The sequence below is a fragment of the Streptomyces coeruleoprunus genome (assembly GCF_039542925.1).
In the GTDB taxonomy this organism is placed as follows: Bacteria; Actinomycetota; Actinomycetes; order Streptomycetales; family Streptomycetaceae; genus Streptomyces; species Streptomyces coeruleoprunus.
Map to the genome: position 1 here is coordinate 4,084,017 of NZ_BAABIT010000001.1, position 25,916 is coordinate 4,109,932.

The 25,916-nt window shown below is 74.2% G+C and carries 19 protein-coding genes; 12 read left to right on the forward strand and 7 right to left on the reverse strand.

All coding sequences use genetic code 11. From position 1 onward, the window contains the following. Positions 1–9: 9 nt before the first annotated feature. Positions 10–1,887 carry a hypothetical protein gene (locus ABEB09_RS18250; RefSeq protein ID WP_345690980.1) on the reverse strand — a complete coding sequence of 626 codons (1,878 nt, stop codon included), beginning with the start codon at positions 1,885–1,887 and terminating at the stop codon, positions 10–12. A 468-nt stretch (positions 1,888–2,355) separates the two neighbouring features. Between ABEB09_RS18250 and ABEB09_RS18255 the strand changes: the two genes are divergently transcribed. The 3 genes from ABEB09_RS18255 to ABEB09_RS18265 all read left to right on the forward strand — a co-directional run bounded on the left by ABEB09_RS18255 (position 2,356) and on the right by ABEB09_RS18265 (position 5,724). Then, the gene (locus tag ABEB09_RS18255) at positions 2,356–3,123 is read left to right on the forward strand and encodes a serine/threonine protein kinase (protein WP_380842212.1); all 768 of its coding nucleotides are present in this window, start codon (positions 2,356–2,358) and stop codon (positions 3,121–3,123) included. A 14-nt stretch (positions 3,124–3,137) separates the two neighbouring features. Then, positions 3,138–4,661 (forward strand): protein kinase domain-containing protein, encoded by a 1,524-nt coding sequence (locus tag ABEB09_RS18260; protein WP_345690981.1) that lies wholly within the window; start codon positions 3,138–3,140, stop codon positions 4,659–4,661. Positions 4,662–4,728: 67 nt separating this feature from the next. Beyond that, positions 4,729–5,724 carry an aldo/keto reductase gene (locus ABEB09_RS18265; RefSeq protein WP_345690982.1) on the forward strand — a complete coding sequence of 332 codons (996 nt, stop codon included), beginning with the start codon at positions 4,729–4,731 and terminating at the stop codon, positions 5,722–5,724. Positions 5,725–5,852: 128 nt separating this feature from the next. On the opposite strand, the gene thpR is transcribed toward ABEB09_RS18265, so the two are convergent. From thpR to ABEB09_RS18280, 3 genes are read right to left on the reverse strand one after another with little or no spacing between them, the layout of a single operon-like run. Continuing rightward, positions 5,853–6,422 (reverse strand): RNA 2',3'-cyclic phosphodiesterase, encoded by a 570-nt coding sequence (thpR, locus tag ABEB09_RS18270; protein WP_345690983.1) that lies wholly within the window; start codon positions 6,420–6,422, stop codon positions 5,853–5,855. A gap of 43 nt (positions 6,423–6,465) precedes the next feature. After that, positions 6,466–7,833: an MFS transporter gene (locus tag ABEB09_RS18275; protein ID WP_345690984.1), complete on the reverse strand. Its 1,368-nt coding sequence runs from the start codon at positions 7,831–7,833 to the stop codon at positions 6,466–6,468. Between the two features lie 25 nt (positions 7,834–7,858). Beyond that, positions 7,859–8,311 (reverse strand): MarR family winged helix-turn-helix transcriptional regulator, encoded by a 453-nt coding sequence (locus tag ABEB09_RS18280; RefSeq protein ID WP_345690985.1) that lies wholly within the window; start codon positions 8,309–8,311, stop codon positions 7,859–7,861. 120 nt (positions 8,312–8,431) lie between these two features. On the opposite strand from ABEB09_RS18280, the gene ABEB09_RS18285 reads away from it, so the two are divergent. Further along, positions 8,432–8,614, forward strand: coding sequence for a ribbon-helix-helix protein, CopG family (locus tag ABEB09_RS18285; protein ID WP_345690986.1), 183 nt, complete (start codon positions 8,432–8,434; stop codon positions 8,612–8,614). On the opposite strand, the gene ABEB09_RS18290 is transcribed toward ABEB09_RS18285, so the two are convergent. Continuing rightward, positions 8,607–10,052, reverse strand: coding sequence for an NCS2 family permease (locus tag ABEB09_RS18290; protein ID WP_345690987.1), 1,446 nt, complete (start codon positions 10,050–10,052; stop codon positions 8,607–8,609). The genes ABEB09_RS18285 and ABEB09_RS18290 overlap by 8 nt on opposite strands. Positions 10,053–10,202: 150 nt before the next feature. Here ABEB09_RS18290 and ABEB09_RS18295 point away from each other — a divergent pair, with 150 nt between their 5' ends. The 3 genes from ABEB09_RS18295 (at position 10,203) to ABEB09_RS18305 (ending at position 15,676) form a co-directional block, all read left to right on the forward strand. After that, the gene (locus ABEB09_RS18295; protein ID WP_345690988.1) at positions 10,203–10,451 is read left to right on the forward strand and encodes a DUF2530 domain-containing protein; all 249 of its coding nucleotides are present in this window, start codon (positions 10,203–10,205) and stop codon (positions 10,449–10,451) included. A gap of 132 nt (positions 10,452–10,583) precedes the next feature. After that, complete coding sequence (locus ABEB09_RS18300) at positions 10,584–13,001, forward strand: HAD-IC family P-type ATPase (protein ID WP_345690989.1); 2,418 nt, start codon at positions 10,584–10,586, stop codon at positions 12,999–13,001. 110 nt (positions 13,002–13,111) lie between these two features. Next, positions 13,112–15,676 (forward strand): hypothetical protein, encoded by a 2,565-nt coding sequence (locus tag ABEB09_RS18305; RefSeq protein WP_345690990.1) that lies wholly within the window; start codon positions 13,112–13,114, stop codon positions 15,674–15,676. Between the two features lie 74 nt (positions 15,677–15,750). Here ABEB09_RS18305 and ABEB09_RS18310 read toward each other — a convergent pair whose 3' ends face one another. After that, positions 15,751–18,852: a sacsin N-terminal ATP-binding-like domain-containing protein gene (locus ABEB09_RS18310; protein WP_380842217.1), complete on the reverse strand. Its 3,102-nt coding sequence runs from the start codon at positions 18,850–18,852 to the stop codon at positions 15,751–15,753. A gap of 317 nt (positions 18,853–19,169) precedes the next feature. Between ABEB09_RS18310 and ABEB09_RS18315 the strand changes: the two genes are divergently transcribed. The 3 genes from ABEB09_RS18315 to ABEB09_RS18325 all read left to right on the forward strand — a co-directional run bounded on the left by ABEB09_RS18315 (position 19,170) and on the right by ABEB09_RS18325 (position 22,593). Further along, positions 19,170–20,840, forward strand: a complete 1,671-nt coding sequence (locus ABEB09_RS18315; protein WP_345690992.1) for a hypothetical protein — start codon at positions 19,170–19,172, stop codon at positions 20,838–20,840. A 156-nt stretch (positions 20,841–20,996) separates the two neighbouring features. Then, the gene (locus ABEB09_RS18320; protein ID WP_345690993.1) at positions 20,997–21,716 is read left to right on the forward strand and encodes an RNA polymerase sigma factor; all 720 of its coding nucleotides are present in this window, start codon (positions 20,997–20,999) and stop codon (positions 21,714–21,716) included. A gap of 22 nt (positions 21,717–21,738) precedes the next feature. After that, complete coding sequence (locus ABEB09_RS18325; RefSeq protein ID WP_345690994.1) at positions 21,739–22,593, forward strand: hypothetical protein; 855 nt, start codon at positions 21,739–21,741, stop codon at positions 22,591–22,593. A gap of 195 nt (positions 22,594–22,788) precedes the next feature. On the opposite strand, the gene ABEB09_RS18330 is transcribed toward ABEB09_RS18325, so the two are convergent. Then, a complete protein-coding gene (locus ABEB09_RS18330; protein WP_345690995.1) occupies positions 22,789–23,709 on the reverse strand; it encodes a DUF3027 domain-containing protein in 921 nt (306 codons plus the stop codon). Positions 23,710–24,005: 296 nt separating this feature from the next. Here ABEB09_RS18330 and ABEB09_RS18335 point away from each other — a divergent pair, with 296 nt between their 5' ends. Both ABEB09_RS18335 and ABEB09_RS18340 read left to right on the forward strand, forming a co-directional pair. Continuing rightward, positions 24,006–25,388: an MFS transporter gene (locus tag ABEB09_RS18335; RefSeq protein WP_345690996.1), complete on the forward strand. Its 1,383-nt coding sequence runs from the start codon at positions 24,006–24,008 to the stop codon at positions 25,386–25,388. A 45-nt stretch (positions 25,389–25,433) separates the two neighbouring features. Continuing rightward, positions 25,434–25,916, forward strand: a complete 483-nt coding sequence (locus ABEB09_RS18340) for a DUF2771 domain-containing protein (RefSeq protein WP_345690997.1) — start codon at positions 25,434–25,436, stop codon at positions 25,914–25,916.

The following is a 25,916-nucleotide window of genomic DNA, read 5'->3' on the forward strand; positions in this document are numbered from 1 at the left end:
CCCCGTCCGTCACAGCCGCCGGGCCGCCAGGGCCACCACGACCGCCGCCGGCAGGAAGAACAGCAGTAGGAACAGGGCCGGGGACAGGCCCTCGTCCCGTCCGGCCGTGTCCCGCACCCGCGCGGACAGCAGCTCCCCTTCGGCCGGGGGCCGCGTGTCGGGTCTCGTGGAGTCGGGCGGCGGCGGTACGGCGGGTGGGCGGCCGGGTGGTACGGGCGGGAGGCCGGGGGGCGGGACGGCCACGCCGGCGCCGGGGGCTGTGCCGGCGCCGGCAACGGCTCCCGCGCCCGCGGCACCTGCGGCTGCGCCCGCGGCTCCGCCTGCCGCGCCTGCGGCGGCACCCGCGCCTGCGGCTGCTCCGGCACCGGCGGCTGCTCCGGCTCCCGCGCCCGCGCCACCAGCAGCGCCTGCGCCCGCACCCGCTGCGGCTCCCGCACCGGCGGCTGCCCCGCCTGCGGCTCCGCCTCCCGCGGCTGCGGCGCCTCCCGCGGCTGCCGCGCCTGCTGCGGCTCCGGCTCCCGCGGCTGCCGCGCCCGCTGCGGCTCCGGCTCCCGCGGCTGCCGCGCCCGCTGCGGCTCCGGCTCCCGCGGCTCCCGCGGCTCCCGCGCCTGCTGCGGCTCCTGCTCCTGCGCCACCTGCACCTGCTGCGGCCCCTGCTGCTGCCGCTGCGCCCGCGGCACCCGCGCCTGCCGCCGCGCCCGCCCCTGCGGCCCCAGCTCCGGCTGCTGCACCCGCGCCTGCGGCCCCTGCCGCTGCGCCCGCGCCCGCCGCGGCTCCCGCTCCCGCCCCTGCGGCGGCACCAGCGCCCGCCCCTCCGGCACCCGCACCCGCACCCGCACCCGCTCCTGGCGCTCCGACACCTCCTGCTGCGGCTCCGGCGGCGGCAGCCGCTCCGGCCGCCGCTGCGGCTGCGGCCGCGCCCACGGCGCCCGGCGCGCCCGCCGCCCCAGGGGCGCCCGGCGCGCCCGCCGCCCCAGGGGCGCCCGGTGCCGCCGCGCCCCCCGCCGCCGCACCCGGGGCGCCGGGGGCGCCCGGCACCACCGGTCCCGGCACCACCGCACGAGGTGGGGCGGGCGGCGGGGGAGCCGTCAGCGTGAACGGCGCCGTCGCGCGGGCCATCAGCGGGGGCGGAGGCACCAGTGCGCACCGGGGGCCGAGCGTGGTCAGCAGGTCGGTGCCCTGTACCTCGGGCGTGCTCCGGTACGTGCCCGGCGGCAGCCCTGTCAGCTGGGCGACGCATACGACCGTGCCCCCGGCCGGCAGGAACGGTGGCGTGCCGGGGCGGCCGCCGCAGACGAAGCGGGCCTGCGGCAGGCCGGGGTCGGTGAGCCGGAGGCCGTACACCGGGCGGTTGCCGGGGTTGGCGATGACGTAATGGAGCACCGCGCGGGGGGCCACCGCCTCGACGACGGCGACGGAGAGGGCGAGGGCCCCGGTGACGCCCACGTAACCGGCGCGGGCGGAGGCGGCGGGGCGCATGCCGAGCGAGGGGACCTCGGCGCGGGCGCGCACGGTGGTGGTGTGCCGGCCGGGGGCGGCGGGGACCTTCGAGGTGCAGACGACGCTGGTCAGGCCGCGCATCCAGAAGCCCTGGCCGCCGGGGCAGCGCAGTGCCTTGCCGGGGGCGGCGGGGTCGGTGACGGTGACCCGGTGAAGGTCGGCGCCCGAGCGGTTGGTCAGGCGGTAGTGCTTGACGACGGCGTGGCCGGTGCGGATCCCCCGGCGCTCGGCGCCGCGGCCGGGCTTGCCGTTGACGGTCACGGACAGGGTGAGCGCCGCCGCGCCCGCGCCGTCGGCGGCGGCGTGCGGGGGCCAGGCCACGACGCCGAGCAGGAGTCCGGTGATCAGCACCAGCGAGCTGGTGCGCAGCATGGACCTGACCGCCATGCCGGATCACCCTTCCCGTTCCTCGTCCTGCACCTCTGTGCCAGCGTCGAGGGGCGGTACGGGGTGGAAAAGCCGGAGACAGGATATTTGGTCCAGGTGTGTGCAAATGCACCACGATGGTCGAGCGCCATCCCCTGTTCGGTGCCGCCCGGTCGCCGGTGCCGGGCGGCAGACGGACGGTGAGGCCGTTCAAGACCTCCCGCGCGGCCTCGCGGCGCTGTCCTGACCGAGGACCCCTTCGACCGGCGCTCCCCCGTGGGGCCGGTGTGCCCCTGACACTACGGCGGCCCGGGACGGCGCGCTCCTGACGTATGTCAGGGGCGCGCCGTCCCAACGGAGTGCATCAGGGCCCGCACAGTCGCTATTGTCATGCCCCCCGCCCGTCACGGTCCCGTCCGGGGACCGGTACGCACCCCCACCACCACGGCCTCCTGCACTCGGTGTGCACTGAAACGACGGACGTACCCAGTGACGACAGTGACTGTCCAGCTGCCCGAACGGGCCCCCCGCCACCAGGACCCGGACGCACCGCGGCCCAAGCCGCGCCTGCTGCACATGACTCCGGGGCAGAGCGCCGAGTTCGGGCGCGGCACCCCGGGCTCGCCGCTGCCCATACCGCTGCACGACCCCGGCGTCTCGCGCCGCGCCGGGCTGGTGACCGCGACCGAGGACTACTGGCAGCTGTCCAACTACAGCGCCTCCACGACGTACGTCGTGGAGAACCTGGAGGGCGGCGGCGAGCACATCAAGGTGGCGCCCGGCCGGATCGGCGCACCCGTGCCGTTCGAGCTGTCGCGGGTGATCCTGCCCGGGGTCGACGGGCCGGTGGACTTCAAGGTGTTCGCGCCGCAGCACGCGTACAGGGAGCCGGGGTGCGACCCGGCGGCGGGCGAGCCGACGACCACGCCGTTCTCGCTCGACCCGACGTCCAAGTACTTCCTGGTGCTGCTGGCGCTGTGCGAGCCGCGGCTGCGCTCGCCGTCGAACCCGGCCGTGCCGGGCGTCGGCGAGGTCGTCGAGCGGCTGCGGCCGCTGCCGTCGTGCGCCGGCCTGACCCGCTCGGCGGTCAACTACCACATCGACTACCTGGCGACGGCCAAGCTGCGGCTGCGCGAGGACCCGGACGAGACGGCGACGGGCAGCGCGACCCGCAGCCGCCTGGTCGACCTCGCGCTCCGCTTCGACCTGGTCCGCGAGGACCACCTGAACCTCCTTCCCCCGCTCGTACGACGCTGAAAGGCCCATCGACGATGGACCCTGGCCACCCGTCCCCCGCGCTCGCGATACCCGAGGGCTACCGGATCGCCGACTGGACCGTGACGTCCCTGATCGGCTCCGGCAGCTGGGGCACCGTCTACGCGGCGCGCCGCACGTCCGACGCGGCGCCGGCCGCCGTGAAGTTCCTCCGCACCGACCTGCTGACGCCCGGTCAGCGGGCGTCGATGGAGGAGCTGATCCGCCAAGAGGTGCGGTTCAGCAGCGAGGCGGACCACCCGAACCTCGTGCGGACCCACACCGTGGTCACCCTGAACGACCCGGACCGCCCCGGCCTCGACGGCGTGACCGCGCTGGTCATGGACCGCGCCGAGCGCAGCCTGCACGAGCTGATCGCGGCGGGCGAGCCCGGCACGCCCGTCCCGGACGCGGCGCGCATCCTCGACGGGGTCGCCGCCGGGCTGGCCCACATGCACACGCGGGGCTGGGTGCACGCCGACCTCAAGCCCGCGAACATCCTGCTCGGCCCGGACGGCGCCGTGTGGCTCGCGGACTTCGGGCTCACCGTGGAGCTGGACGGCACGCACGCGTACATCCCGCCGATGGGCTCCCTCGACCACGTACCGCCGGAGTGGTGGTCGGAGCGCACCGGGGTGCGGGGCACCGCCGTCCGGCCGACGGCCGACATCTGGGCGTTCGGCGTCCTCGCCCACCAGGTGCTGACGGGCGGCCTGCACCCCTTCCCCGGCAGCACGGCGCGGGCGCGGGCGCTGGCGGCGCAGTCGTACGCGAGCGGGGCCGCGCAGCTGCGACTCGACGACGCGCTGGAGCCGCAGTGGCGGGAGCTGATCGGCAGCTGCCTGGCGCCCGACCACGCGTCGCGGGCGGAGCTGGGCGCCGAGGAGCTGGCGCGGCGGGTGCGGGCCCTGCGCAAGGGCGGCGTACGGGCGCGGCGCGGGCTGCGGCGCCCGGGGGTGCTGGCGGGCGCGGGGCTCGGGCTCGCGGCGGCGACGGTGGCGGCGACGCTGGTGCTGCTGCCGGAGGACGGGGCGGCACGGACGACGCCGCCCAGGCCCACGCCGTCCGCCAAGACGGTGCCGGGCGCGATCCCGGAGGACTCGGACGTGCCGGTCGCCCTGCGCCGGACCATCACCGACGCCGCCAAGCGCTGTACGGACGAGGAGGTCACCCCGGCGCTGCTGGCCGCCATGATCAAGGCGGAGAGCGGCTTCGACCCGAAGGCGTCCCGGCCGGCCTCCGGCGAGTACGGCATCGCGATGTGGACGCCGTCGGTGTTCCAGGCGTGGGCGGTGGACGGCGACGGGGACGGCGACAAGGACCACATGTCGCCGCCCGACGCCATCGCGACGATGGCCGTGTTCACCTGCTGGCTCGACCAGCGCTTCAAGGACAACGGGATGCGCGAGAACCTGCCCGAGCTGATCGTCGCCGGGTACCGCACCAGCGACAAGACGGTCATCCAGGCCGGCGGCGTCCCCGAGCGGACCCGGCCCCATGTGGACACCGTGATGCGCTACCTGAAGGAGTACACGCGGTGACGGCCCCCGTCCCCGTCCGCCGGGCGCCCTTGCCTGGAGTGCGCTCCAAGGCGTTGGCTGTACGACCATGAAATACACGCAGCTCGGACGCACCGGACTCAAGGTCAGCCGTATCGTCCTCGGGACGATGAACTTCGGGCCGCAGACCGATGAGGCCGGCAGCCACGCCATCATGAACGCGGCGCTCGACGCCGGGGTCAACTTCTTCGACACCGCCAACGTCTACGGGTGGGGCGAGAACAAGGGCCGCACCGAGGAGATCATCGGCTCCTGGTTCGCCGGGGGCGGCGAGCGCCGCGACAAGGTGGTGCTCGCCACCAAGGTGTACGGCTCGATGGCGCCGGACGGCGAGGTCTGGCCCAACCACGACCGGCTCTCCGCGGTGAACATCCGGCGGGCCGTCGAGGCCAGCCTGCGCCGCCTGAACACCGACTACATCGACCTGTACCAGTTCCACCACATCGACCGCGCCACGCCCTTCGAGGAGATCTGGCAGGCGGTCGACGTCCTGATCCAGCAGGGCAAGATCCTCTACGCCGGGTCCAGCAACTTCTCCGGCTACAAGATCGCCCAGGCCAATGAGACGGCGGCCCGCCGCGGCATGGTCGGACTGGTCAGCGAGCAGTGCCTGTACAACCTCGTCGAGCGGCGCGCCGAGATGGAGGTGATCCCGGCCTCGCAGGACTACGGGCTCGGCGTGATCCCCTGGTCGCCGCTGCACGGCGGCCTCCTGGGCGGCGCCCTGCGCAAGGAGCGCGAGGGCGGTGCGGCGCGCTCGCGGGCCGGGCGGTCGGCGGACGCGCTCGCGAACACGGAGCTGCGCGAGAAGATCCAGGCGTACGAGACGCTGCTCGACAAGCACGGCCTGGAGCCGGGCGAGGTCGCCCTGGCGTGGCTGCTGACCCGGCCGGGCGTGACCGGGCCGATCGTCGGGCCGCGCACCGCCGAGCAGCTGGAATCCGCGCTGCGGGCCGTCGAGCTGGACCTGACGGACGAACTGCTCGGCGAGCTGGACGCGATCTTCCCCGGTCCCGGTCCGTCGCCGGAGGCCTTCGCCTGGTGACGGGCGCGGCGGCGCGCGGCGGCCGGCCGTTACCGGCCGACCGCCGCCGCCACCGCGACGATCGCCATCATCAGCACGAGCACACCGGCCATGATCCGGTTTCGGGTCTTCGGGTCCACCCGTCGAGGTTAGCTCGCCCGTCCGAGCGGCCAGGACCCGACCGTCTCGTACCGCGGCTGCTCGCCCGCCGTGCCGGAGGTCGGCAGGTTGCTGCGGACGAGGGCCAGCTCGGCCACCTCCCAGCGCAGTCCCTTGAACCGCTCCAGCTCCGTCACGAAGGGCCGCAGGTCCGTGTCGGTCCGGGCGCGGGCCAGCGTCAGGTGCGCCTGGTAGCGGCGGTGGTCGTCCATGGGGACGCCCGCCCGGCGGGCCGCCGCCTCGGCGCGCTCGGCCAGCAGCCGCATGTCGTCAAGGCCGCCGGCGGCCCCCGCCCACAGGGCCCGGTGGCCGAACTGGCCGCCCCCGTGGACGCGCAGCGGGAACGGCTGGGTGCGGTGTGCCGCGCGGCCCAGCCGCTCCCGCAGGTCCGGGACGAGCGCGTCGTCCACCTCGCCCATGAACGCCAGCGTGTAGTGCCAGCCGGGACGGCCGGTCCAGCGCAGCTCGTCCGCGCCGGGCAGCGCCCGCAACTCGTCGACCAGGAGAGCCAGTTCCTCGACCGCCGCGCGCGGCGGCAGGACGGCAGCGAAAAGCCTCATGGGGCGAGTCTGGCACGTGGCGGGGCCGCCCGGGACGGATCGATCACGCCGCGGTCGCCAGTTCCCGGGGCCGCTCGCGCGGGACGAACGCGAGGCGCGGGTGCCGGCCGCGCAGCTCCAGCCGCAGCCGCGTCCCGGTGGCACGGCTCAGGACCAGCCCGATCAGCACCGCCGAGACCAGCGACAGCACGCCACCGGTCGCGAAGCCGATCCGGGCGCCGAACGTGTCGGTGATCCAGCCGAGCAGCGGCGCCCCGATGGGCGTACCGCCCGCGAACACCATCAGGTACAGGCTCATCACGCGGCCCCGCATCACGGGGTCGGTGGCGAGCTGCACGATCGAGTTGGCGGTGACGTTCACGGTCAGTCCGACCATGCCGATCGGCATGAGCAGCAGCGCGAACAGCCAGAACGACGGGGACAGCGCCGCCGTCATCTCGAGCACGCCGAACACCACGGCGGCGCCGACCAGCAGCCGCAGCCGCGAGGTGCCGCGCCGGGCGGCGAGCAGGGCGCCCCCGAGGGAGCCGGCCGCCATGAGCGTGTTCAGCAGACCGTACGTACCGGGTCCGACGTGGAAGACGCCGTCGGCGAAGGCGGTGAGCCAGATCGGGAAGTTGAAGCCGAACGTGCCGATGCAGCCCACGAGGGCGATCGGCCAGATCAGCTCCGGCCGGCGCGCGACATAGCGCAGGCCCTCCCGCAGCTGGCCCTTGCCGCGCGGCGCGCGCTCCACCTTGTGCAGCTCGGCGGGGCGCATCAGCAGCAGCGCGGTGAGCGGGGCCAGGAACGACAGGGCGTTGACCAGGAAGGCCCAGCCGCTGCCGACGGACGCGATGAGCAGGCCGGCGACGGCGGGGCCGATCAGCCGCGCCGACTGGAAGTTCGCCGAGTTGAGGCTGACGGCGTTGCGCAGCTGCGCGGGGCCGACCATCTCGGAGACGAAGGACTGCCGGGTCGGGTTGTCGACGACCGTGACCATGCCCAGCAGGAACGCCACCAGGTACACGTGCCAGACCTGGACGTGCCCGGAGAGCGTGAGCGCCGCGAGGGCGAGCCCGCACAGGCCGAGGGCGCCCTGGCTGACGATCAGCAGGCGCCGCTTCGGGTAGCGGTCGGCGATGACGCCGCCGTACAGGCCGAAGAGCAGCAGCGGCAGGAACTGCAGGGCGGTGGTGATGCCGACGGCGGCGGCCGAGCCGGTGAGGCTGAGGACCAGCCAGTCCTGGGTGATGCGGGCCATCCAGGTGCCCGTGTTGGAGACGATGGCCCCGGTGAAGAAGAGCCGGTAGTTGCGGACCTTCAGCGACGAGAACGTGCCGTCGGTCCGCTCCCGCCCGGGCGGCGGGGTGTGTCGAGTGTCGTGGGGGTTGTGTCCGGGGGCGGAGTCAGCTCCGTTTCCCGTCCTCAAAAGGGTTCGCCTCCTCGGTCCGTTCCTATAGGTGCGCGAGCTTCTCCAGGACGGGGGCGGCCGCGCGCAGCTTGGCCCACTCGTCCTCGTCCAGGCCCTCGGCGAGGGAGGCCAGCCAGGCGTTCCGCTTGCGGCGGGACTCCTCCAGCATGGCCTCGGCCCGCTCGGTCTGGCTGACCACCTTCTGCCGGCGGTCGTCGGGATGCGGCTCCAGCCGGACCAGTCCCTTGGCCTCCAGCAGGGCGACGATGCGGGTCATCGACGGCGGCTGCACGTGCTCCTTGCGGGCCAGCTCACCGGGGGTGGCCGAGCCGCACCGGGCGAGGGTGCCGAGCACCGACATCTCGGTGGGGCTCAGCGACTCGTCGACGCGCTGGTGCTTCAGGCGCCGGGACAGCCGCATGACGGCGGAGCGGAGTGCGTTCACAGCGGCGGCGTCGGCGTCGTCGCCGTGCGCGCCCTGGGACAGGTCAGGCATGTTCCTTAGCGTAACTCATTACTCTCGCTAAAGAAAATTCATAGGGGTCCATCACCCGAAGGAGTGAGAAGCGGCCGGAACGTGACGCATCGCCGCGGGCCCGCGGCGACCCTGGCGGGCATGGGATCGACAGTGCTCAGCCTGCGGATAGACGGAGAGCTGCTCGACCGGGTCAGGCAGCATGCGGCGAGAAGCGGAATGAGCGTCCAGGACTATGTGGTCCGGACGCTCATTCGCGAGGATTTCGACGAACGCTTCAGTGCGGCGGTCGACGAGACGGAGAGGTTCTACGGCCTCACGTGAGGCCGAGCGACGGCATGGCGTAGTAGAAGACGAAGATCGCCGACACCGCGTACATGGCGGCCGGGACCTCCCGGCCGCGCCCGGCGGCGAGCCGCAGCACGCTGAACGCGATGAAGCCGATACCGATGCCGTTCGTGATCGAGTACGTGAACGGCATCATCACCATGGCCAGGAACGCCGGCACGGCGATGGTGTAGTCGCTCCAGTCGATGTCCTTCACGGACCCGGCCAGGATCAGGAAGCCGACCGCCAGCAGCGCGGGCGTGGCCGCCTGCGAGGGCACCATCGTGGCCAGCGGCGTGAGGAACAGCGCCACCGAGAACAGCCCGCCGGTGACCACGGACGCCAGGCCCGTACGGGCGCCCTCGCCGACGCCCGCCGTGGACTCCACGAAGCAGGTGGTCGCCGAGGAGGAGGTGGCGCCGCCGGTGGCGACGGCGAAGCCGTCCACCAGCAGGACCTTGTTGATGCCCGGGAAGTCGCCGTCCTTGTCCATCAGCTTGGCCTCGTCGCCGACGCCGAGGATCGTGCCCATGGCGTCGAAGAAGCAGGACAGCAGCACGGTGAAGACGAACAGCGAGCCCGTCAGCACCCCGACCTTCTCGAACCCGCCGAAGAGGCTGACCTGCCCGAGCAGCCCGAAGTCCGGTGTGGCGACCGGGTTGCCCGGCCAGGTCGGCGTGGTCAGGCCCCACGACGGCACCTTCGCCACGGCGTTGACGACCATCGCGACGAGCGTCATCACGACGATCGAGATGAGGATCGCGCCCGGCACCTTCCGGATGATCAGCGCGAGCGTGAGCAGCGTGCCGACGGCGAAGATCAGCACCGGCCAGCCGCCGAGGTGCCCGTCGGCGCCGAGCTGGAGCGGGACGGTGGTGTGCGCGGCGTCCGGGATGCGCGAGACGAAGCCGGAGTCCACCAGGCCGATCAGCATGATGAACAGGCCGATGCCGATCGCGATGCCCTTGCGCAGGCCCACGGGGACGGCATTCATGACCCGCTCGCGCAGACCGGTGGCGACCAGCAGCATCACGATGAAGCCGGCGAGGACCACCATGCCCATGGCGTCCGGCCAGGACATGTTCGGGGCGAGCTGGAGCGCGACGACCGTGTTGACGCCGAGGCCGGCGGCGAGGGCGATCGGGACGTTGCCGATGACGCCCATGAGCAGGGTCGTCAGGGCCGCGCTGAGGACGGTCGCCGTGACGAGCTGGCCGCCGTCGAGCTGGTGCCCGTACATGTCCTTGGCGCTGCCGAGGATGATCGGGTTCAGCACGATGATGTAGGCCATCGCGAAGAAGGTGGCGAATCCGCCGCGCACCTCCCGGGCGACGGTGGAGCCGCGCTCGGAGATCTTGAAGAAGCGGTCCAGTGCGCTGCCGGCGGTCGGCTGCTGCTCAGGGGTGACCGGCGGAGCGGTGACCGTGGAGGGCATGCGAAACCTCAGGGTGCGGGGGAGGGGGGTGACCGTTTTTGTGCGTTCGCACAAGAGAAATCGGTCAGAGGCAAACCGTTTCAGTATGAATACATAAGCTGAAGATCGCTATCTCCGCGCGTAGAACACCTCGGCGCTTACGATGTCGGCATGGCGAAGTGGACCCCCAAATACGAGGCACCGGAACCCCTGGAGGGGCCCGTCGTCGCGACCATCACCGGCGGGACGATCCTCTGGTTCGTCCTCTTCCTCGTGCAGGTCCCCTTCTACGGCTGGTTCGCCGAGCGCGACCTCGACTGGTGGGTGTGGACCTGTCTGGCGGGCGGGGGGCTGGGACTGCTGGGCATCTGGTACGTCCGCAAGCGCGACGCGGCGATCAAGAGGTCCCGGCAGCTCTGAGCCGTTCCCGCCGGCGACCACGGCGGAACGGCCACCCGGCCGTCGTACCCGGGGACCATTTGTGTCGTGCCCTGGGTGGGTGTTCGGGGGCTCGGGGGGTGAACGTGGCGTTCCGGCCGTACCGTCGGAACCATGACGCAGCGGGCCAGCACGGACACGAGCGTGGACAGCGGCGAGGCCGGGGCCGGCCGGCAGGAGGCCGTGCCCTACCGGCCGGGCGGCCTCACCGCCGCCGAGGTCGCCGAGCGGGTCGCGAGGGGCGAGGTCAACGACGTACCGGTCCGCTCCTCGCGGTCCGCCGCGGACATCATCCGCGGCAACGTCTTCACCCGCTTCAACGCGATCATCGGCGTCCTCTGGGTGATCATGCTGGTGGTCGCCCCCATCCAGGACAGCCTCTTCGGCTTCGTGATCGTCGCCAACACCGGCATCGGCATCATCCAGGAACTGCGCGCCAAGAAGACCCTCGACGGCCTGGCCGTCATCGGTGAGGCCAAGCCGACGGTACGGCGGGACGGGTCCGCCGCCGAGGTGTCGACCTCGGAGATCGTCCTCGGCGACCTCATCGAACTCGGGCCCGGCGACAAGGTCGTCGTCGACGGCGTCGTCGCCGAGGCCGACAACCTGGAGATCGACGAGTCGCTGCTCACCGGCGAGGCCGACCCCGTCCTGAAGAAGCCCGGCGACACCGTCATGTCCGGCAGCTTCGTCGTCGCCGGCGGCGGCGCGTTCACCGCCACCAAGGTCGGCCGCGAGGCGTACGCCGCGCAGCTCGCCGAGGAGGCGTCCCGCTTCACGCTCGTCCACTCCGAGCTGCGGTCCGGGATCTCCACGATCCTCAAGTACGTGACGTGGATGATGATCCCGACCGCCGTCGCGCTCATCGTCAGCCAGCTGGTCGTCAAGGAGACCGCCTTCAAGGACTCCATCGCGCGGACCGTCGGCGGCATCGTGCCGATGATCCCGGAAGGGCTGGTGCTGCTGACGTCCGTGGCGTTCGCGATCGGGGTCATCCGGCTGGGGCGCAAGCAGTGCCTCGTCCAGGAGCTGCCCGCCATCGAGGGCCTGGCCCGCGTCGACGTCGTCTGCCTCGACAAGACCGGCACGCTCACCGAGGGCGGCATGGACGTCACCGAGCTGCGGCCCCTCAACGGCTCGGACGAGGCGTACGTACGCAAGGTGCTCGGCGCCTTCGGCGAGTCCGAGCCGCGCCCCAACGCCTCCCTCCGGGCGATCATCGACGCCTACCCGGACAGCGACGACTGGCGCTGCACCGAGTCCCTGCCGTTCTCCTCCGCCCGCAAGTACAGCGGTGCCGCCTTCAGCGAGGGCGACGGCCAGACCAGCGCCTGGCTGCTCGGCGCCCCCGACGTACTGCTGCCCGCGGGCGACCCGGTGCTCGCCGAGACCGACGACCTCAACCAGCAGGGCCTGCGCGTCCTGCTGCTGGCCCGGGTCGGCGGCGACCTGGACGCCCCGCACGTCGCCGACGGCGCCAAGGCCTCCGCGCTCGTCGTCCTGGAGCAGCGGCTGCGCCCCGACGCCGCCGACACGCTCGCCTACTTCGCCGACCAGAACGTCGACGCCAAGGTCATCTCCGGCGACAACGCGGTCTCCGTCGGCGCGGTCGCCGCCAAGCTGGGCCTGCCCGGCGCCGACCAGACCGTCGACGCCCGCCGGCTCCCCGACGAGCGGGACGCCATGGCGAAGGAGCTGGAGGACGGCGTCGTCTTCGGCCGGGTCACCCCGCAGCAGAAGCGCGACATGGTCGGCGCGCTCCAGTCGCGCGGCCACACCGTGGCCATGACGGGCGACGGCGTCAACGACGTCCTCGCCCTCAAGGACGCCGACATCGGTGTCTCCATGGGCACCGGCTCCGAGGCCACCCGGGCGGTCGCGCAGATCGTGCTGCTCAACAACAGCTTCGCGACCCTGCCGTCGGTGGTCGCGGAAGGCCGGCGCGTCATCGGGAACATCACCCGGGTCGCCACGCTGTTCCTCACGAAGACCGTGTACTCGGTGCTGCTCGCCGTCCTGGTCGTGGCGACCCAGGTCGAGTACCCGTTCCTGCCGCGGCACTTCACGCTCGTGTCGACGCTGACGATCGGTGTGCCCGCCTTCTTCCTGGCGCTCGCGCCCAACAAGGAACGCGCGCGGCCCCACTTCGTCCGGCGCGTGATGCGGTACGCGATCCCCGCCGGGCTCATCTCCGCCGCGACCACGTTCACCACCTACATGCTGGCCCGCGCCCACTACACCGGGCCCGGGGCGCTGGCCGCCGAGACGAGCGCGGCCACGCTGACGCTGTTCCTCGTCTCGATGTGGGTGCTGGCGATCATCGCCCGTCCCTACACGTGGTGGCGGATCGGGCTGGTCGCCGTGATGGGCGGGGCCTTCCTGCTGGTGCTCGTCGTCCCGTACCTCCAGCACTTCTTCGCGCTGAAACTGGTGGGCGTGACCATCCCGTGGACGGCCGTCGCCCTCGCGGGCGTGGGCGCCGTGCTGCTGGAGCTCGGCTGGCGGTGGGTGGGGCGCAGGTTCCCCGCCTAAGGGCTGTCATGGGCACGGTCTAATGTGTGGCCGAAAACCACACACTGACGCCTGTGGCTGGGGGGCCGGGGCGCTTGAGGGGGGAGTTCCGCACACCCATGCGGCATACCGTGACTTCGAGAACGTTCAGAACCGCCCTGGCCGGCGCGGCCGCCGGTCTGCTGGCCGCCTCCGCGCTGGCCGCCGTGCCCGGCACGGCGGTCGCGGCGCAGCCCGCCCCGGCTGCCGCGCCCGCGCCGACCGACGGCCACGCGCCCGCGCCCGGCGACGGCCGCGCAGCCCTCGGCTCGGCCCGGCTCGCCAACGGCGACCGGCTGGAACTGATCCCCGGCAAGGCCACGCCCGGCTTCCGCGTCCTGCCCGCGGCCGGTGAACGGCCCGGCTCGTACGCGTACACGCGCACCGGCGACCGGCTGACCGTCCAGCCCGTCGACGAGCAGCGGCCGCAGGCCGCCACCACCGTCCGCACCGGCACGGCGACCACCTCCACGGCCGCCCCGCGGGCCGCCACGGCCACGTACCCGGTGCGGATCCAACTCGCCAACGCCCACCACTTCGGCCCGATCATCCGCGTGTGGAACCGCTCGACGTGGATGTCGTACGAGGTGAACGAGGAGCAGTGGGACTCGTACGGCACCGTCTCGCTGCCGCCGGGCGACTACGTCACGGCGGGCCTGTACTCCAACTGGCAGCAGCCCAGCCACCTGTTGATGCGCACGTTCCGCGTGGTGGACCGGGGCCTGACCGTCACCCTGGACGCAGCCACGTCCAAGGAGACGTACCTGTCGACGGACGAGCCGACCGCCCGCCGCTACAGCGCCTCCGTGTCGCTGCACACGCCCAAGGGTGACGTGATCGGCTACGTCGGCGGCTGGGGCGAGAAGGTGTACGTCTCGCCGGGCACCGTGCCGGGGGTCTCGCTCACCGTTCATGACGTGCTCACCAGGCGCGACGACACGCCCAACAACCCGAGCCCGTACCGGTACCACCTCTTCCACCGGTTCCGGGACACCATCCCCACGGCGCCCACGCGCCTGATCCGCACGGCCGACCTGGCCCACGCCGACACCACCCTGCGCGCGGCGGGCGCCGGCGACACCGGCTGGCTCTGGAACTACTTCGCCGAGCAGTCCTCGGGCACCGTGGCGGCGCCCGTGCGCCTCCCGTCCACGGTCCGGGAGTACGTCATGCCCGGGATGACGCAGGGCAGGCTGCTGTCGTACGACGCCGGCGGCCAGCTCACGCTCCCGAACCGCACACTCCCCGCGGGCGCCTCACCCGCCGAGACCTTCGGCGCCGCACCGTTCACGCTGAAGCCCTTCCACTCGCCCGGCATCGTGCGCCAGGGCAACAGGCTCAGCGTCTACGAGCCGTACACCCTGAGCGACGCCGCCGGAAACCCGGGGTCCGGCACCGCGGGACTGTCGCACGTCCACGACTACCGGCTCACCGGCACCATGGCGACCGCCGAGGCGAAGAACCTCGACACGGCGGTGTGGAGCACCGACCTCCCGACGGCGCGCGGCAGCTACACGCTGACCCACACGGTCCGGTCCGCGCGCCGCGCCGACCAGCTGTCCACCGCGCAGACGATCGAGCGGACCTTCACCTCGGACGGCTACCTGACCGGCCGCGTGCCCGTCGAGTCCGTCGACGTGCGCCTGGCCGTGGACGGACTCGACGCCTACAACACGGCCGGGACCGCGCCGCTGACCGTCACCGCCGTGGCCGGCTCCGACAACGAGTCCGCGACCGCCACCCTGACCGGCCTGGAGTACTCCACCGACGACGGCGCCACCTGGACCGCCCTGCCGGTCCCCGGCACCGGCGACCGCGCGTCGGCCGAGCTGACCGTGGCGCAGGACGTGCGGTACGTGGCGCTGCGGGCCTCCGCCAAGAGCTCCGACGGCCCCACCGTGCGGCACACGACCAAGCAGGCGTTCGCCGGCCCCGCCGTCACGTCCGGCGTGAGCACCGGCGCGACGAAGATCTCCGACGTGGTCGTCAACGGCGGCCGGGTCATCGCCCCGCCGATGTACGACACCGCGGACGAGAACAACCCGACCTTCAAGGTCACGTACACCGCGAGCGACCCGTCCGGCATCGCGCGCACCGGCGTCGTGCTCTACCTCGGCGACCCGCTGCGGCCCACCGCGCTGCTGCGCCGGGCGTGGGCGCCGACCTGCACCAAGGTGGACGCCACCACCTCGAACTGTGTCGCCGACTTCTGGCTCAACGCCCGCTCGCAGCTCGGCGACAACGCGTTCGCCGGAGAGTGGAAGGCCGCCGTGTGGGCGCACGCCGCCGACGGCAGCGGCTACGCGGACGTCAACGGCGCCGCGACGGCGCTGATCCTGCGCGAGAGCCGGGTCACCATCAAGGCACCCACCACACCCGTCACCGCGGGCTCGCTGTTCACCGTCACCGGTATCGCGGGCATCGCCGACTGGTCGACCGGCCGCTGGCTGGCGCTGCCCGGCAAGGCGGTGCGCCTGGAGTACCGCAAGCCCGGCGTGAGCGCGTACAGCCTGCACACGACGGTCACCTCCGACGCCACGGGCACCGTCAGGGCCACCCCGAAGGCCCTGTACGACGCCAACTGGCGCTGGCTGATGGTCCGTACGCCCGGTGTGGGCGCCGCCGCGTCGCCGAACGCCTTCGTCGACGTGCGCTAGCCGCGGCAGCCGTACGACAAAGGGGGCGCCGGTCCTTTCCCGACCGGCGCCCCCTCCCGTATGCGGCCCGCGCCTCAGTCGAACCAGCGGTCCCGTGCCAGCTCCGCCGTCCGCGACGGGTCCTCCAGCAGCGCCGCCACCTCGAAGCGGCGCGGCCACTGCCCCGCCGCCCACGCCAGGCCCGCCGCCACGCCCTCCAGCGTGGCCGCGTGGAGCGTGCCGTCCGGGGTGCGGCGCCAGTCCAGCTCCACGCCGCCCGCCAGCAGCTCCTCGTGCTCGACGTACGTGTCCGGCGTGGCCGGCCCCAGCAGGGCCTTCACGGCGGCGGGCACCTCGTGCTCCTCGCCCTCCGACGTGACCTCCGCCTCGACCGTCTCGCTCAGCCGCCGCACCTGGAGCAGGTCCGCCAGGTCCGCGGCCCGGGCCGGGGCGACCGGCAGCAGCGGCAGGTCCTCGGTGAGCGGCAGCAGGTCCGGCGCGTCGGCCACGACGGCGTCCGCCGCGTCCACGACCCGCACCTCCCCGTCGACCACGGCGCGCAGCTCGTCGGGCAGCGTCACCTGCTCGGGGTCGAGGTCGGCCAGCGCGGTGTACAGGGCGTGCAGCTGGGCCCCGGTCACGTGCCGCTCCGGATCGGCGAGCCGCCCCAGCAGCTCGGCGGCGCCGCCCGGCTCGTCCAGCAGGGCCGCCACCGAGGTGCGTACGCCCAGCGCGTGCAGCACCTGCGCGTCGTCGAAGCCGGTCGTGTCGGCCGACTCGTACAGGCCCTCCAGCAGCGGATCGGCGCCCGCCGCGCGCAGGCCGGCCGGGCGGCGGCCGTCCAGCACGGGGTGGTCGCGCAGCCACCACGCCGTGTAGGAGGGCACCGTCTCCGTCGTACCGTCGGGCAGCAGCACCCGCACCGGCTGTGTCAGCGCGTCCCGCAGCGGCGGTACGGCGAGCAGGGCCAGCGCCCGCGGCCAGGCGTCGTCGTCCACCAGGTCCAGGTCCCGCACGGCGACGATCTCCGTCGCGACCGGCGGCACCGGCGCCTCGGGCAGGCGGTCGAGGAGGTCCTCGCACCACACGTCGACCGCGTCGAGCAGGCCCACGTCGTCGGGCTCGGCGAAGTCGCCCTCGCGCGGTTCCAGTTCGTCCGGGTCGAGGACCACGTCGGTGGCCCGTACGAGCTGGAAGTTCGCCAGCACCCCGCAGGCCGCGAGGGGCTGTTCGCCCCACCGCTCGGCCAGTTCGGCGTCGCACAGGGCGAGTTCGTCCTGGCGCATGACGGAGGCGAACGGGCTGCCCGGCAGGACCAGTTCGCCGGCCGGGGCCAGTTCGCCGTCCTCGTCGGGCAGGGCCAGGGCGCCCAGCCACGGTTCGTCGCCCGGCTCCAGGGCCGCGTCGCGGACCAGCGCGAGGACCGTGTCGGCCAGCTCCTCCACGTCCGGGGCGTCCTCGTCCCAGGTGTCGCCGCCCTCCAGGGACGCCGCCACCGCGGCCCGCACCTGCGGCGTGGTGAGCACCGCGCGCGGGGTGGCCGGCAGCGCGCCCAGCTTCTCCAGGATCGGGTGCGCGGCGTCCGGGTGCGCGACCTTCAGCCCGAGGCGGGCCAGGTCCGCGGGCGTGTCCGGCAGGGGCAGGAGGACCTGCCGGGGGCCGATGGTGGTGCGGCCGTCGGCGAGGGGCACCGGAAGGCCGGTGAGGCGGTCGGGGTCGACGCCCGCGAGCGAGTCGTACAGCCGGTGCCACCACTCGGGCGCCCGCTCCACGCCCGCGAGCCGGTCGATGGCGTCGCCCAGCGGCAGCCGGGCCACCCCCAGGGCGCGCAGCTCGGCGCGGCGCTCCAGACCGGCCGGCAGCAGCGTCGGCAGGACCTCCGCGAGGACGCGTACGGTGTCGGCGCCCGCGCCCTCGACGACCTCCGCCTCGAACGGGCGCAGCGCCGTCAGCTCCTCGGAGGGCGCCGCGGGCGCGAGGAACGCCACGCGCGGCAGCAGGTCGAGGACCGCGCCGCGGACCGCCCCGTCCAGGACGCCCTTGCCGAGCGGGCCGGGCACGAGGTCGATGCTGCCGGTGGAGACCGGCCGCCACTCGGCGAGCAGCTCCGCGTAGGCGTCGGCGGCGCGCGCCACGACGAAGTCGGTGAGCGGTCCCGGCGCCGGGTGGCGGCGCGTGGAGTCCAGCGGGAACGACGCGATGAGCAGCGCCGGCATGGTCAGCGGCTCGTCGGTCGGCGTCGGCGCGTGCACGACGGGCGCGATGTCCGGGTAGACGGGGTCGCCGACGGCGTCGACCGGTACGGCCCAGGTGACCGTCCAGTGCGGGCGCAGCCGCTCCTCGACGGGCCGGTCCTTGAGGAGGGCCGGCTCGATGGGGCCCTGGTGGGTGACGGTCCGCCAGCGGGCCGTGCCGCGTGCCGAGTCGTCGATGTGCGTGTACGGCCCGTGCTGGGCGCGCGTGAGGGTGCGGGTGCCGTCCGGGGTGTCCACGACGACCTCGGCCAGGCCCGGGAGGGTGAGGAGCAGGGCGTCGCCGATACCGGCGAGGAGACGTTCCACCAGGTCCACGGCGGCGGCGTCGCGCAGCGGGAGGACGACCACCGTGTCGTACCCGGCGGGCGGGGTGCCCTCGGCGGGCAGGGGGAGGCGCAGCAGCGGTACGTGGCCTTCGCGGCGGCGCAGTTCGTCGCCCAGGCCGGGGCTGGCCTGCGCGGCGCGGGCGGCCATGTCGCGGGCCTCCGCGAGCGACCAGCGCACGCCGCCGTGGCGGCCGATGACGGCGGGCTCGTCGCTGACGGCGAGGACGGCGGCGAACCCGACGCCGAACCGGCCGACCGCGCCCTCGTGGCCCTCGCGCTTGGCGGAGGCGCGGAGCGTGGACAGGGACTCGACGCCGGTCGCGTCCAGGGGCGCGCCGGTGTTGGCGGCGGCGAGGACGGCGGGGCCGTCGGGGCCCGCGGGGTGCAGGATCAGCCGGAGCCGGCCGGGGACGCCGGCGCGGGCGGCCGCGTCGGCGGCGTTCTGCGCCAGCTCGACGACGAGCCGGTCGCGGTAGCCGCCGAGGGTCAGCTCCTCCTCGGCGTTGGCGTCCTCCCGGAAGCGCGCCGGGCCGGCGCCCCACGCGTCGAGCACCCCGCGCCGCAGCCGGGCGGTCCCGAACGGGTCGGCTCCGTCGCTCGCCGCCGTCGCCCTCACGCTCACGATGTGCTCCGCTCTTCCGACGTCCCGTTCCATGGTGTCTGCGGCCCGAAGGTATCGCGCGCCCACGCGTACCCATGAACGGCCTGGTGAAAGGCGGTGCCGGAGGGGCGCGGGAGCCGCGCGGAGCCGCCGCGGAAGCCGTCGCGGAAGTCCCCGGAAAAACTTTTGAAGTCACCTGCAACCCCCGTGGGGGTCGCACGTCTATCCCAGTGGAGGCAGCGATACGGCCGAAGGAACCGGGGGGATCCGGGACGGGGGCCGGCGGTGCCGACAGACACCACGGTCATCCACACCCTGGGGGGAACTCCGTCATGCAGAAGCACCTTTCGTCCCGCTTTGCCCTGCGCTCCGTCGTCTCCGCCGCCGCCGTCGCGCTGGCCGTCGTGACCCCGGTCGCCGTCGCCGCCCCGGCCGCCGTCGCCCAGCCGGTCGCCGCCACCACCGCGACCGCCGCGGGCGTGACCACCGAGGTCGGCCTCCCGGGCAGCTTCGCGCTCGGCCAGCGGACCACGTTCACCGCCGCCATCACCAACGGGACGGGCGCCGCGCTCAAGAACCACAAGGGCCTCGTCACCGTCGCCTACGGCAAGCACGTCAACGCCGCCCTGGAGCCGATGACCGCCGACCCGTCGAAGATCCTCGTCCAGCGGCTGAACAACGGCGTGTGGGAGCGGCTGACCCTCACCACCGGCGCGAACGGCGCCGTCCAGGCCACCTTCGCGCTGCCGGCGGAGGTCGCGGCCGGCGCCACGGTCCAGGAGCGCTTCCAGGTCACCATCAGCACCTCGATCCCGGCCGACGCCACCATGGGCGAGGTCGGCGTCGCGGGCAACGCGGACGGGACGGGCCTCGACCGCATCGGCTTCGGCCTCGGCAAGCGCGGCACGAGCGACCGGCCCGAGGTCGTCATCGGCGGGCTGGAGGGCCGACCCGAGCTGACGGCGGGCGGCAAGCCGGTTCGGTTCACCGGCACGATCACCAACAACACCGGCAAGGACATCGCCGAGGACCTCCAGGACTTCTTCTTCGTCTCCGGCGACGACAACACCGGCGACCTGGACCCGCAGCACGTCACGCTGGAGCGCCGCGACGCGTCCGGCGCGTGGGTGCCGGTCCGGCTCGGCGAGCAGGACCGGGCCGTCCAGGGCGGTCTCGACCACGGCGGCCTCAAGGCCGGCGCCTCCCGCACGTACACGCTGCGCCTCGGCCTCACGAGCCACTTCCCGCGCGGCGTGAAGGCCGTAGAGTTCGCCCTGATCAGCGGCGACGCGTCCGCCGCCGTCGACTTCGGCGTCAAGCAGCGGGCGGCCGGCGGCGGCGACGCCGACGTCTCGCACGAGGTCGCATGGGGCATCGAGGGCGTTGCCGGCGTCACGTCCCTGAAGGCGGGCGGCGCCGGGCGCGAGTTCACCGCCACGGTCACCAACAAGGGCAACGTCACCCAGCGCGTCGAGGTCGTGATGAGCGTCGTCGACCGGGACGGGCAGCGGCGGATCGCCGCGGATCGCGACGTGCGGGTCCAGCAGCACACGGGCCGGGGCTGGAGCGACCTGGAGCTGCGCAGCCCGAAGGCCGGCGGCCACCTGGGCATCGCGGTCGAGCCGTACGCGAAGGAGCTGGCGCCCGGCGAGGGCCTCACATACCGGCTGCGCGTCGTCGCGCCCGCGTCCACCGCGTCCAAGGGCTTCTTCATCGACCTGAAGGCGGCCGGCGAGGGTCCCAACGCCACCGGCAAGCGGCTGCCCTTCGTCGTCGCGGGCGCGCCGGCGTCGGCCCCGTCCGCGACGCCGGGTGCCTCCACGTCGCCGTCCGCCGTGCCGGTGGCCGCGGCCGCCACGGGCGTGACGCCGCGGACCTCCGCCACCGGCGAGATGGCGAAGACCGGGAACGGCACGACCACGCCGCTGCTCGTCGGCGCGGCCGGTGTGCTCGTCGCCGGCGGTGCCGCCTCGCTCCTGATCGCTCGCCGCCGGGCCCTGTGAACAAGCCGCCGAGCCCGACGAACAAGCCGTCGGGCTCTGTGGACAACCCGACGGGCCCCGTGAACGAGGGGAGTAACCTGCGGCTGAAGATCACGGGGGTGGGGATCGCCGGACGCTCCAGCACGCACCGTGGGACGCCCCGGAGGTACGACCACCATGACCCTGACGCTCGCCCTGCCCGCGCCGGCCGTGGCCGGTCGGCCGGCGTGGCCGGCCCGCCTGCTCCGGAGACTGCTGGGGGCGGAACCGGCCGACGGCGCCCCCGAGCCCGTACGGCCCCGCTTCCGGCTGCTGCCCGGCGGCCGGGCCCGGGCCCGCTCCGGGCCGTGGACCGGCCGGGAACCGGACCGCGAACCCGGCCCGGAACCCGAACCCGTCCCGGCCGCCCGGCCGACCGTCACCGACCTGTACCACTCGCACCGCCTGCAGATGGTGCGCCTGGCACTCCTCCTGGTGGACGACCGGTCGAGCGCGGAGGACGTCGTCCAGGACGCCTTCGTCGCGCTCTACAAGCGGCACGGCGAGCGCCTGGACGACGTGGACAACGCACTGGGCTACCTGCGCACCTCGGTGGTGAACACGGCCCGTTCCGTCCTGCGCCGCCGCAAGACCGCCCGCGAATACGTGCCGCCGCACGAGGCGGACGCCCCGTCGGCGGAGGACCACGCGCTGCTCGGCGACGAGCACCGCAGGGTGCTGGAGGCGCTCAGGGGCCTCACGGACCGTCAGCGCGAGGTGCTGGTGCTGCGCTACTGGTCCGAGCTGACCGAGGCGCAGATCGCCGAGACGCTCGGCCTGTCCCGCGGAGCCGTCAAGTCCACCGCCAGCCGGGCCCTGGACGCGCTGGAGCGCGTCCTGCGGGCCCAGGACCGGTAGCAGGGGCAAGGAGGACCACCCCATGACGAACGACCCCGTGGAGTCCGTGGACGGGCCCCTCACGGAGATCGAGGAGCGCCTCGTCCGCGCCCTCGCGGCCCGCGCCGGCCAGGTCACCCACCAGTCGCTGCGCCCCGCCGCCCCGCCCGCCCCCAACTGGGCGGCGCGGGGCCGGGCACCGCTCGTCCTCGCCCTCGCGGCGGCGGCGGCCTCCGTCGCGCTGCTGAGCACGGCGGCGGTGTCCCTGGTGAACGGCACGGACAAGGCCCCGGTCGCCGGCACCCCGTCGGACGTACCGGCACCACCGGCGCTCACCACGAGCCCGAGCACCGGCCCCAGCCCGAGCGCCCGCTCGGGCGGGGACGAGGACCGGGACGGTACGTCCGCCCCGCCCCCGAGCACCACGACGCCCTCCGGCGCGGTGAACCCCGGCGCCCAGGACCCCGGCGGCGACACGGCCCCGGCGTCCCGCACGGTGACGATGACGCTCGGCGCGTCGGGCGAGACGGTCCCGCTGCGCACCGGCGGCGACGTGATCACGCTGCGGGTGAAGATCTCCAACACGGTGGGCGAGACGGTGGAGGACGCCTCCGACGTCCTGTCGATCGTGCCCCGCGGCAGCGGCACGCTGAAGACCGGCGACATCAAGGTGTCCCTGCTCGGCGGGGACGGCCGCTGGCAGGCGGTCGGCTCCACCTCGCCCAGCTCGTTCGGGGCCGAGTTGAGCGGGGCGGACGGCACCACGCTGAAGGCGGGCGAGGAGCGGACGTACGAGCTGCGCGTTTCCCTGGGCTCGTCCTTCCCCTCGGACATCACAGGACTGCGCGCCACGGTCTTCAGCAACGCGGGCGAGGAGACGCTCACGGCCGCACGCTGACGGGCGGCGCGGCCGCCTGCCGCGACGCACGACAGTGACGCCCCGGCCCTCCTGCGGCCCCCCCGGTCCGGGGGCGGCAGGAGGGCCGGGGCGGTCAAAGGCTCAAGGTCTCGGGCCAGGCGGACCAGGCGGGCCAGGCGGGCCGGGCGGACCAGGCGGGCCGGGGGTGCCAGCCGGGCCGGGCGGGCCCGGGCCTCAGGAGTGGCCCAGGTCCTCCGACTCCGCGTCCGCGGTCTCCGGCACCGAGCCGCTGTCGCGGGCCGGCCGCAGCGGGAACTCGTCCGCGCCCATCGAGTCCAGCACCGGCGGCGCCGGACGCGGCGGCTTCGGCATGACCGCCGCCTCCGAGTGGCCGCCGCAGCCGTAGGTGAGGGAGACCACCCGGCCGTCCGCCGGCGAGAACTCGTTGGAACACACCCCGAAGGCCTGCCCCAGGGAGCCGCCGATCGGCATCAGGAAGCCGCACGACAGGCACGACGCGGGAGCCGCCTGGGCCATCGGGGTCTTCGCCCCGTACGCCTCCTCCCAGCGGTCCGCCGCCACGTGCAGCCCGTACCGGGACAGCACCCGGGCCCGGCGCATGCCGAGCTCCTCCGCGACCGCGGCGATGGAGCCCCGCGACGGCGTGCGCGAGACGAACTCCGCGTCCTCGGCGTCCGCCCGGTCCGTCATCTCCTCCGACACCGCGGAGTTGGGCGGCGGCTCCTCCTCACCGGAGTAGCCGGGCTCCAGGCGCAGATCGTCCGCCTCGGTCGGCAGCAGATCGCCCGGACCCATGTCGCCGGGGCGCAGCCGCTCGCTCCACGGCACCCACTCCGGTGCCAGCAGCGCGTCCGCGCCCGGCAGCAGCACGGTCTCGTCGAGCGTCACGGCCTTCGCACGGGAGGCGCGGGTGACGGTGACGGCCCAGCGCCAGCCCCGGTAGCCGAGTTCCTTGCACTCGAAGAAGTGCGTGACGACCCGGTCGCCCTCGGCGACCGCCTCCACATGCTCGCCGACGACGCCGGGCGCGGCGGCCTCCTCGGCGGCCTCCCTGGCGAGATCTACCGCCTCGGCGCACAGGCGGTCGAGGGCGGGGGTACGCCGGGCACGGCTTCGCGTCGTCGCAGCACTCACAGGTCTCGCTTCTCTCCTACGCCGTCTCACAGGTGCGCCGGCCGATGCGCGTGCAGGGCTGCGGGCGGAGCGGACCAGCGGGCCGCATCGACGTCCGCGCCCGACGAACTCGGGCACACCTCATGTCATCCATTCTGCGGGATGCCGAAGAGGCGCGCGGCCGAGAACTTTCCGCCGGTGGCGCGCTACGCACGCTACCCCTTCCGCAGCCCGCCGCCCACCTGCCCGCCCCAAGTAGCCCCCCGGACCCGGATCCCGACCGTTCACGCGCGGGGCCGGTGGGGCACTATGGCGACGTGGCAGCCGCGAGGTGGTCCCCGAGGCCGACGAAGTCTTCGCAGGGCGCCGGGCGGTTCCGCGGGCTCCGCACGGCGGGCCGTCGGCTGGCCCGCGGCGCGCACCTGCCGGTCACCTCCACGGCCCGCGGCATCCGCCGGGCCACCCACGCCGAAGGGGCGGGCGAGTCCGGCCTCGGCAAACTCATCGAGCTGCACGCCGTGAACGGCGCCGGCGACGTCATGATCACCGTGGCGCTCGCGTCGACGGTGTTCTTCTCCGTGCCGACCGACGAGGCCCGCGGCCGGGTCGCCCTCTACCTGGCGATCACCATGGCGCCGTTCACCCTGCTGGCCCCCGTCATCGGGCCGCTCCTCGACCGCCTCCCGCACGGCCGCCGCGCCGCCATGGCCGGGGCGATGCTCGCCCGCGCCCTGCTGGCCGTCGCCCTGTCCCGGTCCGTCTCCACCGGCGGCCTGGAGCTGTACCCGGCGGCGCTCGGCGTGCTCGTCTCCTCGAAGGCGTACGGGGTGGTGCGCTCCGCCGTCGTGCCGCGGCTGCTGCCGCCCCGCTTCTCGCTGGTGAAGGCGAACTCGCGGGTGACCCTGTCCGGGCTGCTGGCCACCGGGCTGGCCGCGCCCGTGGCCGTCGGGCTCCAGCGGATCGGGCCGGAGTGGCCACTGTACGGGGCGTTCGTGCTGTTCGTCGTCGGCACGTTCCTGGCGTTCACGCTGGCGCACAAGGTCGACTCGGCCAAGGGCGAGCGCAAGGCGCACATCCTCACCCACGGCGAGCGCAGGCCCAGCCTGCGCACCGTCGGCCCGGCCGTCCTGCACGCGCTCCAGGCGAACGCGGCGATCCGCGGCCTGTCCGGGTTCCTGATCTTCTTCCTGGCGTTCCTGCTGCGCGTCCATCCGCTCGGCGGGCAGAGCGCGGCCGTGTCGCTCGGCATCGTCGCGGTCGCTGCGGGCGCCGGCAACGCCCTCGGCACGGCCATCGGCGCCTGGCTGAGGGCCCGCGCCCCCGAGGTGATCATCGCGACGATGCTCAGCCTCCTGCTGGCGGCGGCCGTCCTCGCGGCCGTCTTCTTCGGCAGCCTGGTCGTGGCGGTGCTCGCCGCGGTCGCCGGGCTCGTCCAGGCCCTGTCGAAGCTGTCCCTGGACGCGCTGATCCAGCGGGACGTCCCCGAGTCCGTGCGCACGTCCGCGTTCGCCCGGTCCGAGACGCTGCTCCAGATGGCCTGGGTCGTGGGCGGCGCCGTGGGCATCGCCCTGCCCCTGAACGGCACCCTCGGCATGGCCGTCGCCGCGGCGATCCTCGCGGCGGGCGTGGCGGTGGCGGGGCGCGGGCTCGTGGTGGCGGCGCGGCACGGCGGGCGTGCGCCACGCCCGCGCGTCGCGTGAGCCCCCCATGCGCCACGCGCGGCCCGGCCCGATAGCCTTCGCCCCATGACCGTTGCGTTCTTCTCCGGTAGGGCCCGCCGGGCCGGCGTCGCTCTGGGTGCCGTCTCCGCCGGCCTGCTCGTCCTTTCCGCCTGCGAAAAGCCGACGCCGCTCGCGACCGTGACGGTCGGCTCGAACTCCGTCCACACCGAGGCGTCCTGCTACGACAGCGACGGCCTCAAGGAGTCCAAGGTCCAGGAGTGCCTGAACCAGAAGGGCGGCAAGACCGTCGAGGTCTCCATGGACGACCGGGTCCACTTCGGCGTCGACCCCGAGGTCGCCGAGCACGGCTGGACGCTGTTCCTGGACGGCCAGCGCGCCGAGCAGGAGCCGTACACGAAGACGTACCGCACGATCGGCGCGAGCGCGTTCTTCGCAGGTCAGATGGGTGCCGCCGCGCCGGAGAGCGTCCGCGTCAGCATCCTGGAGACCGACAGCAAGTCGAAGAAGGCGATCGGCGTCTACCACTTCCAGCTCAAGAAGGTGTGA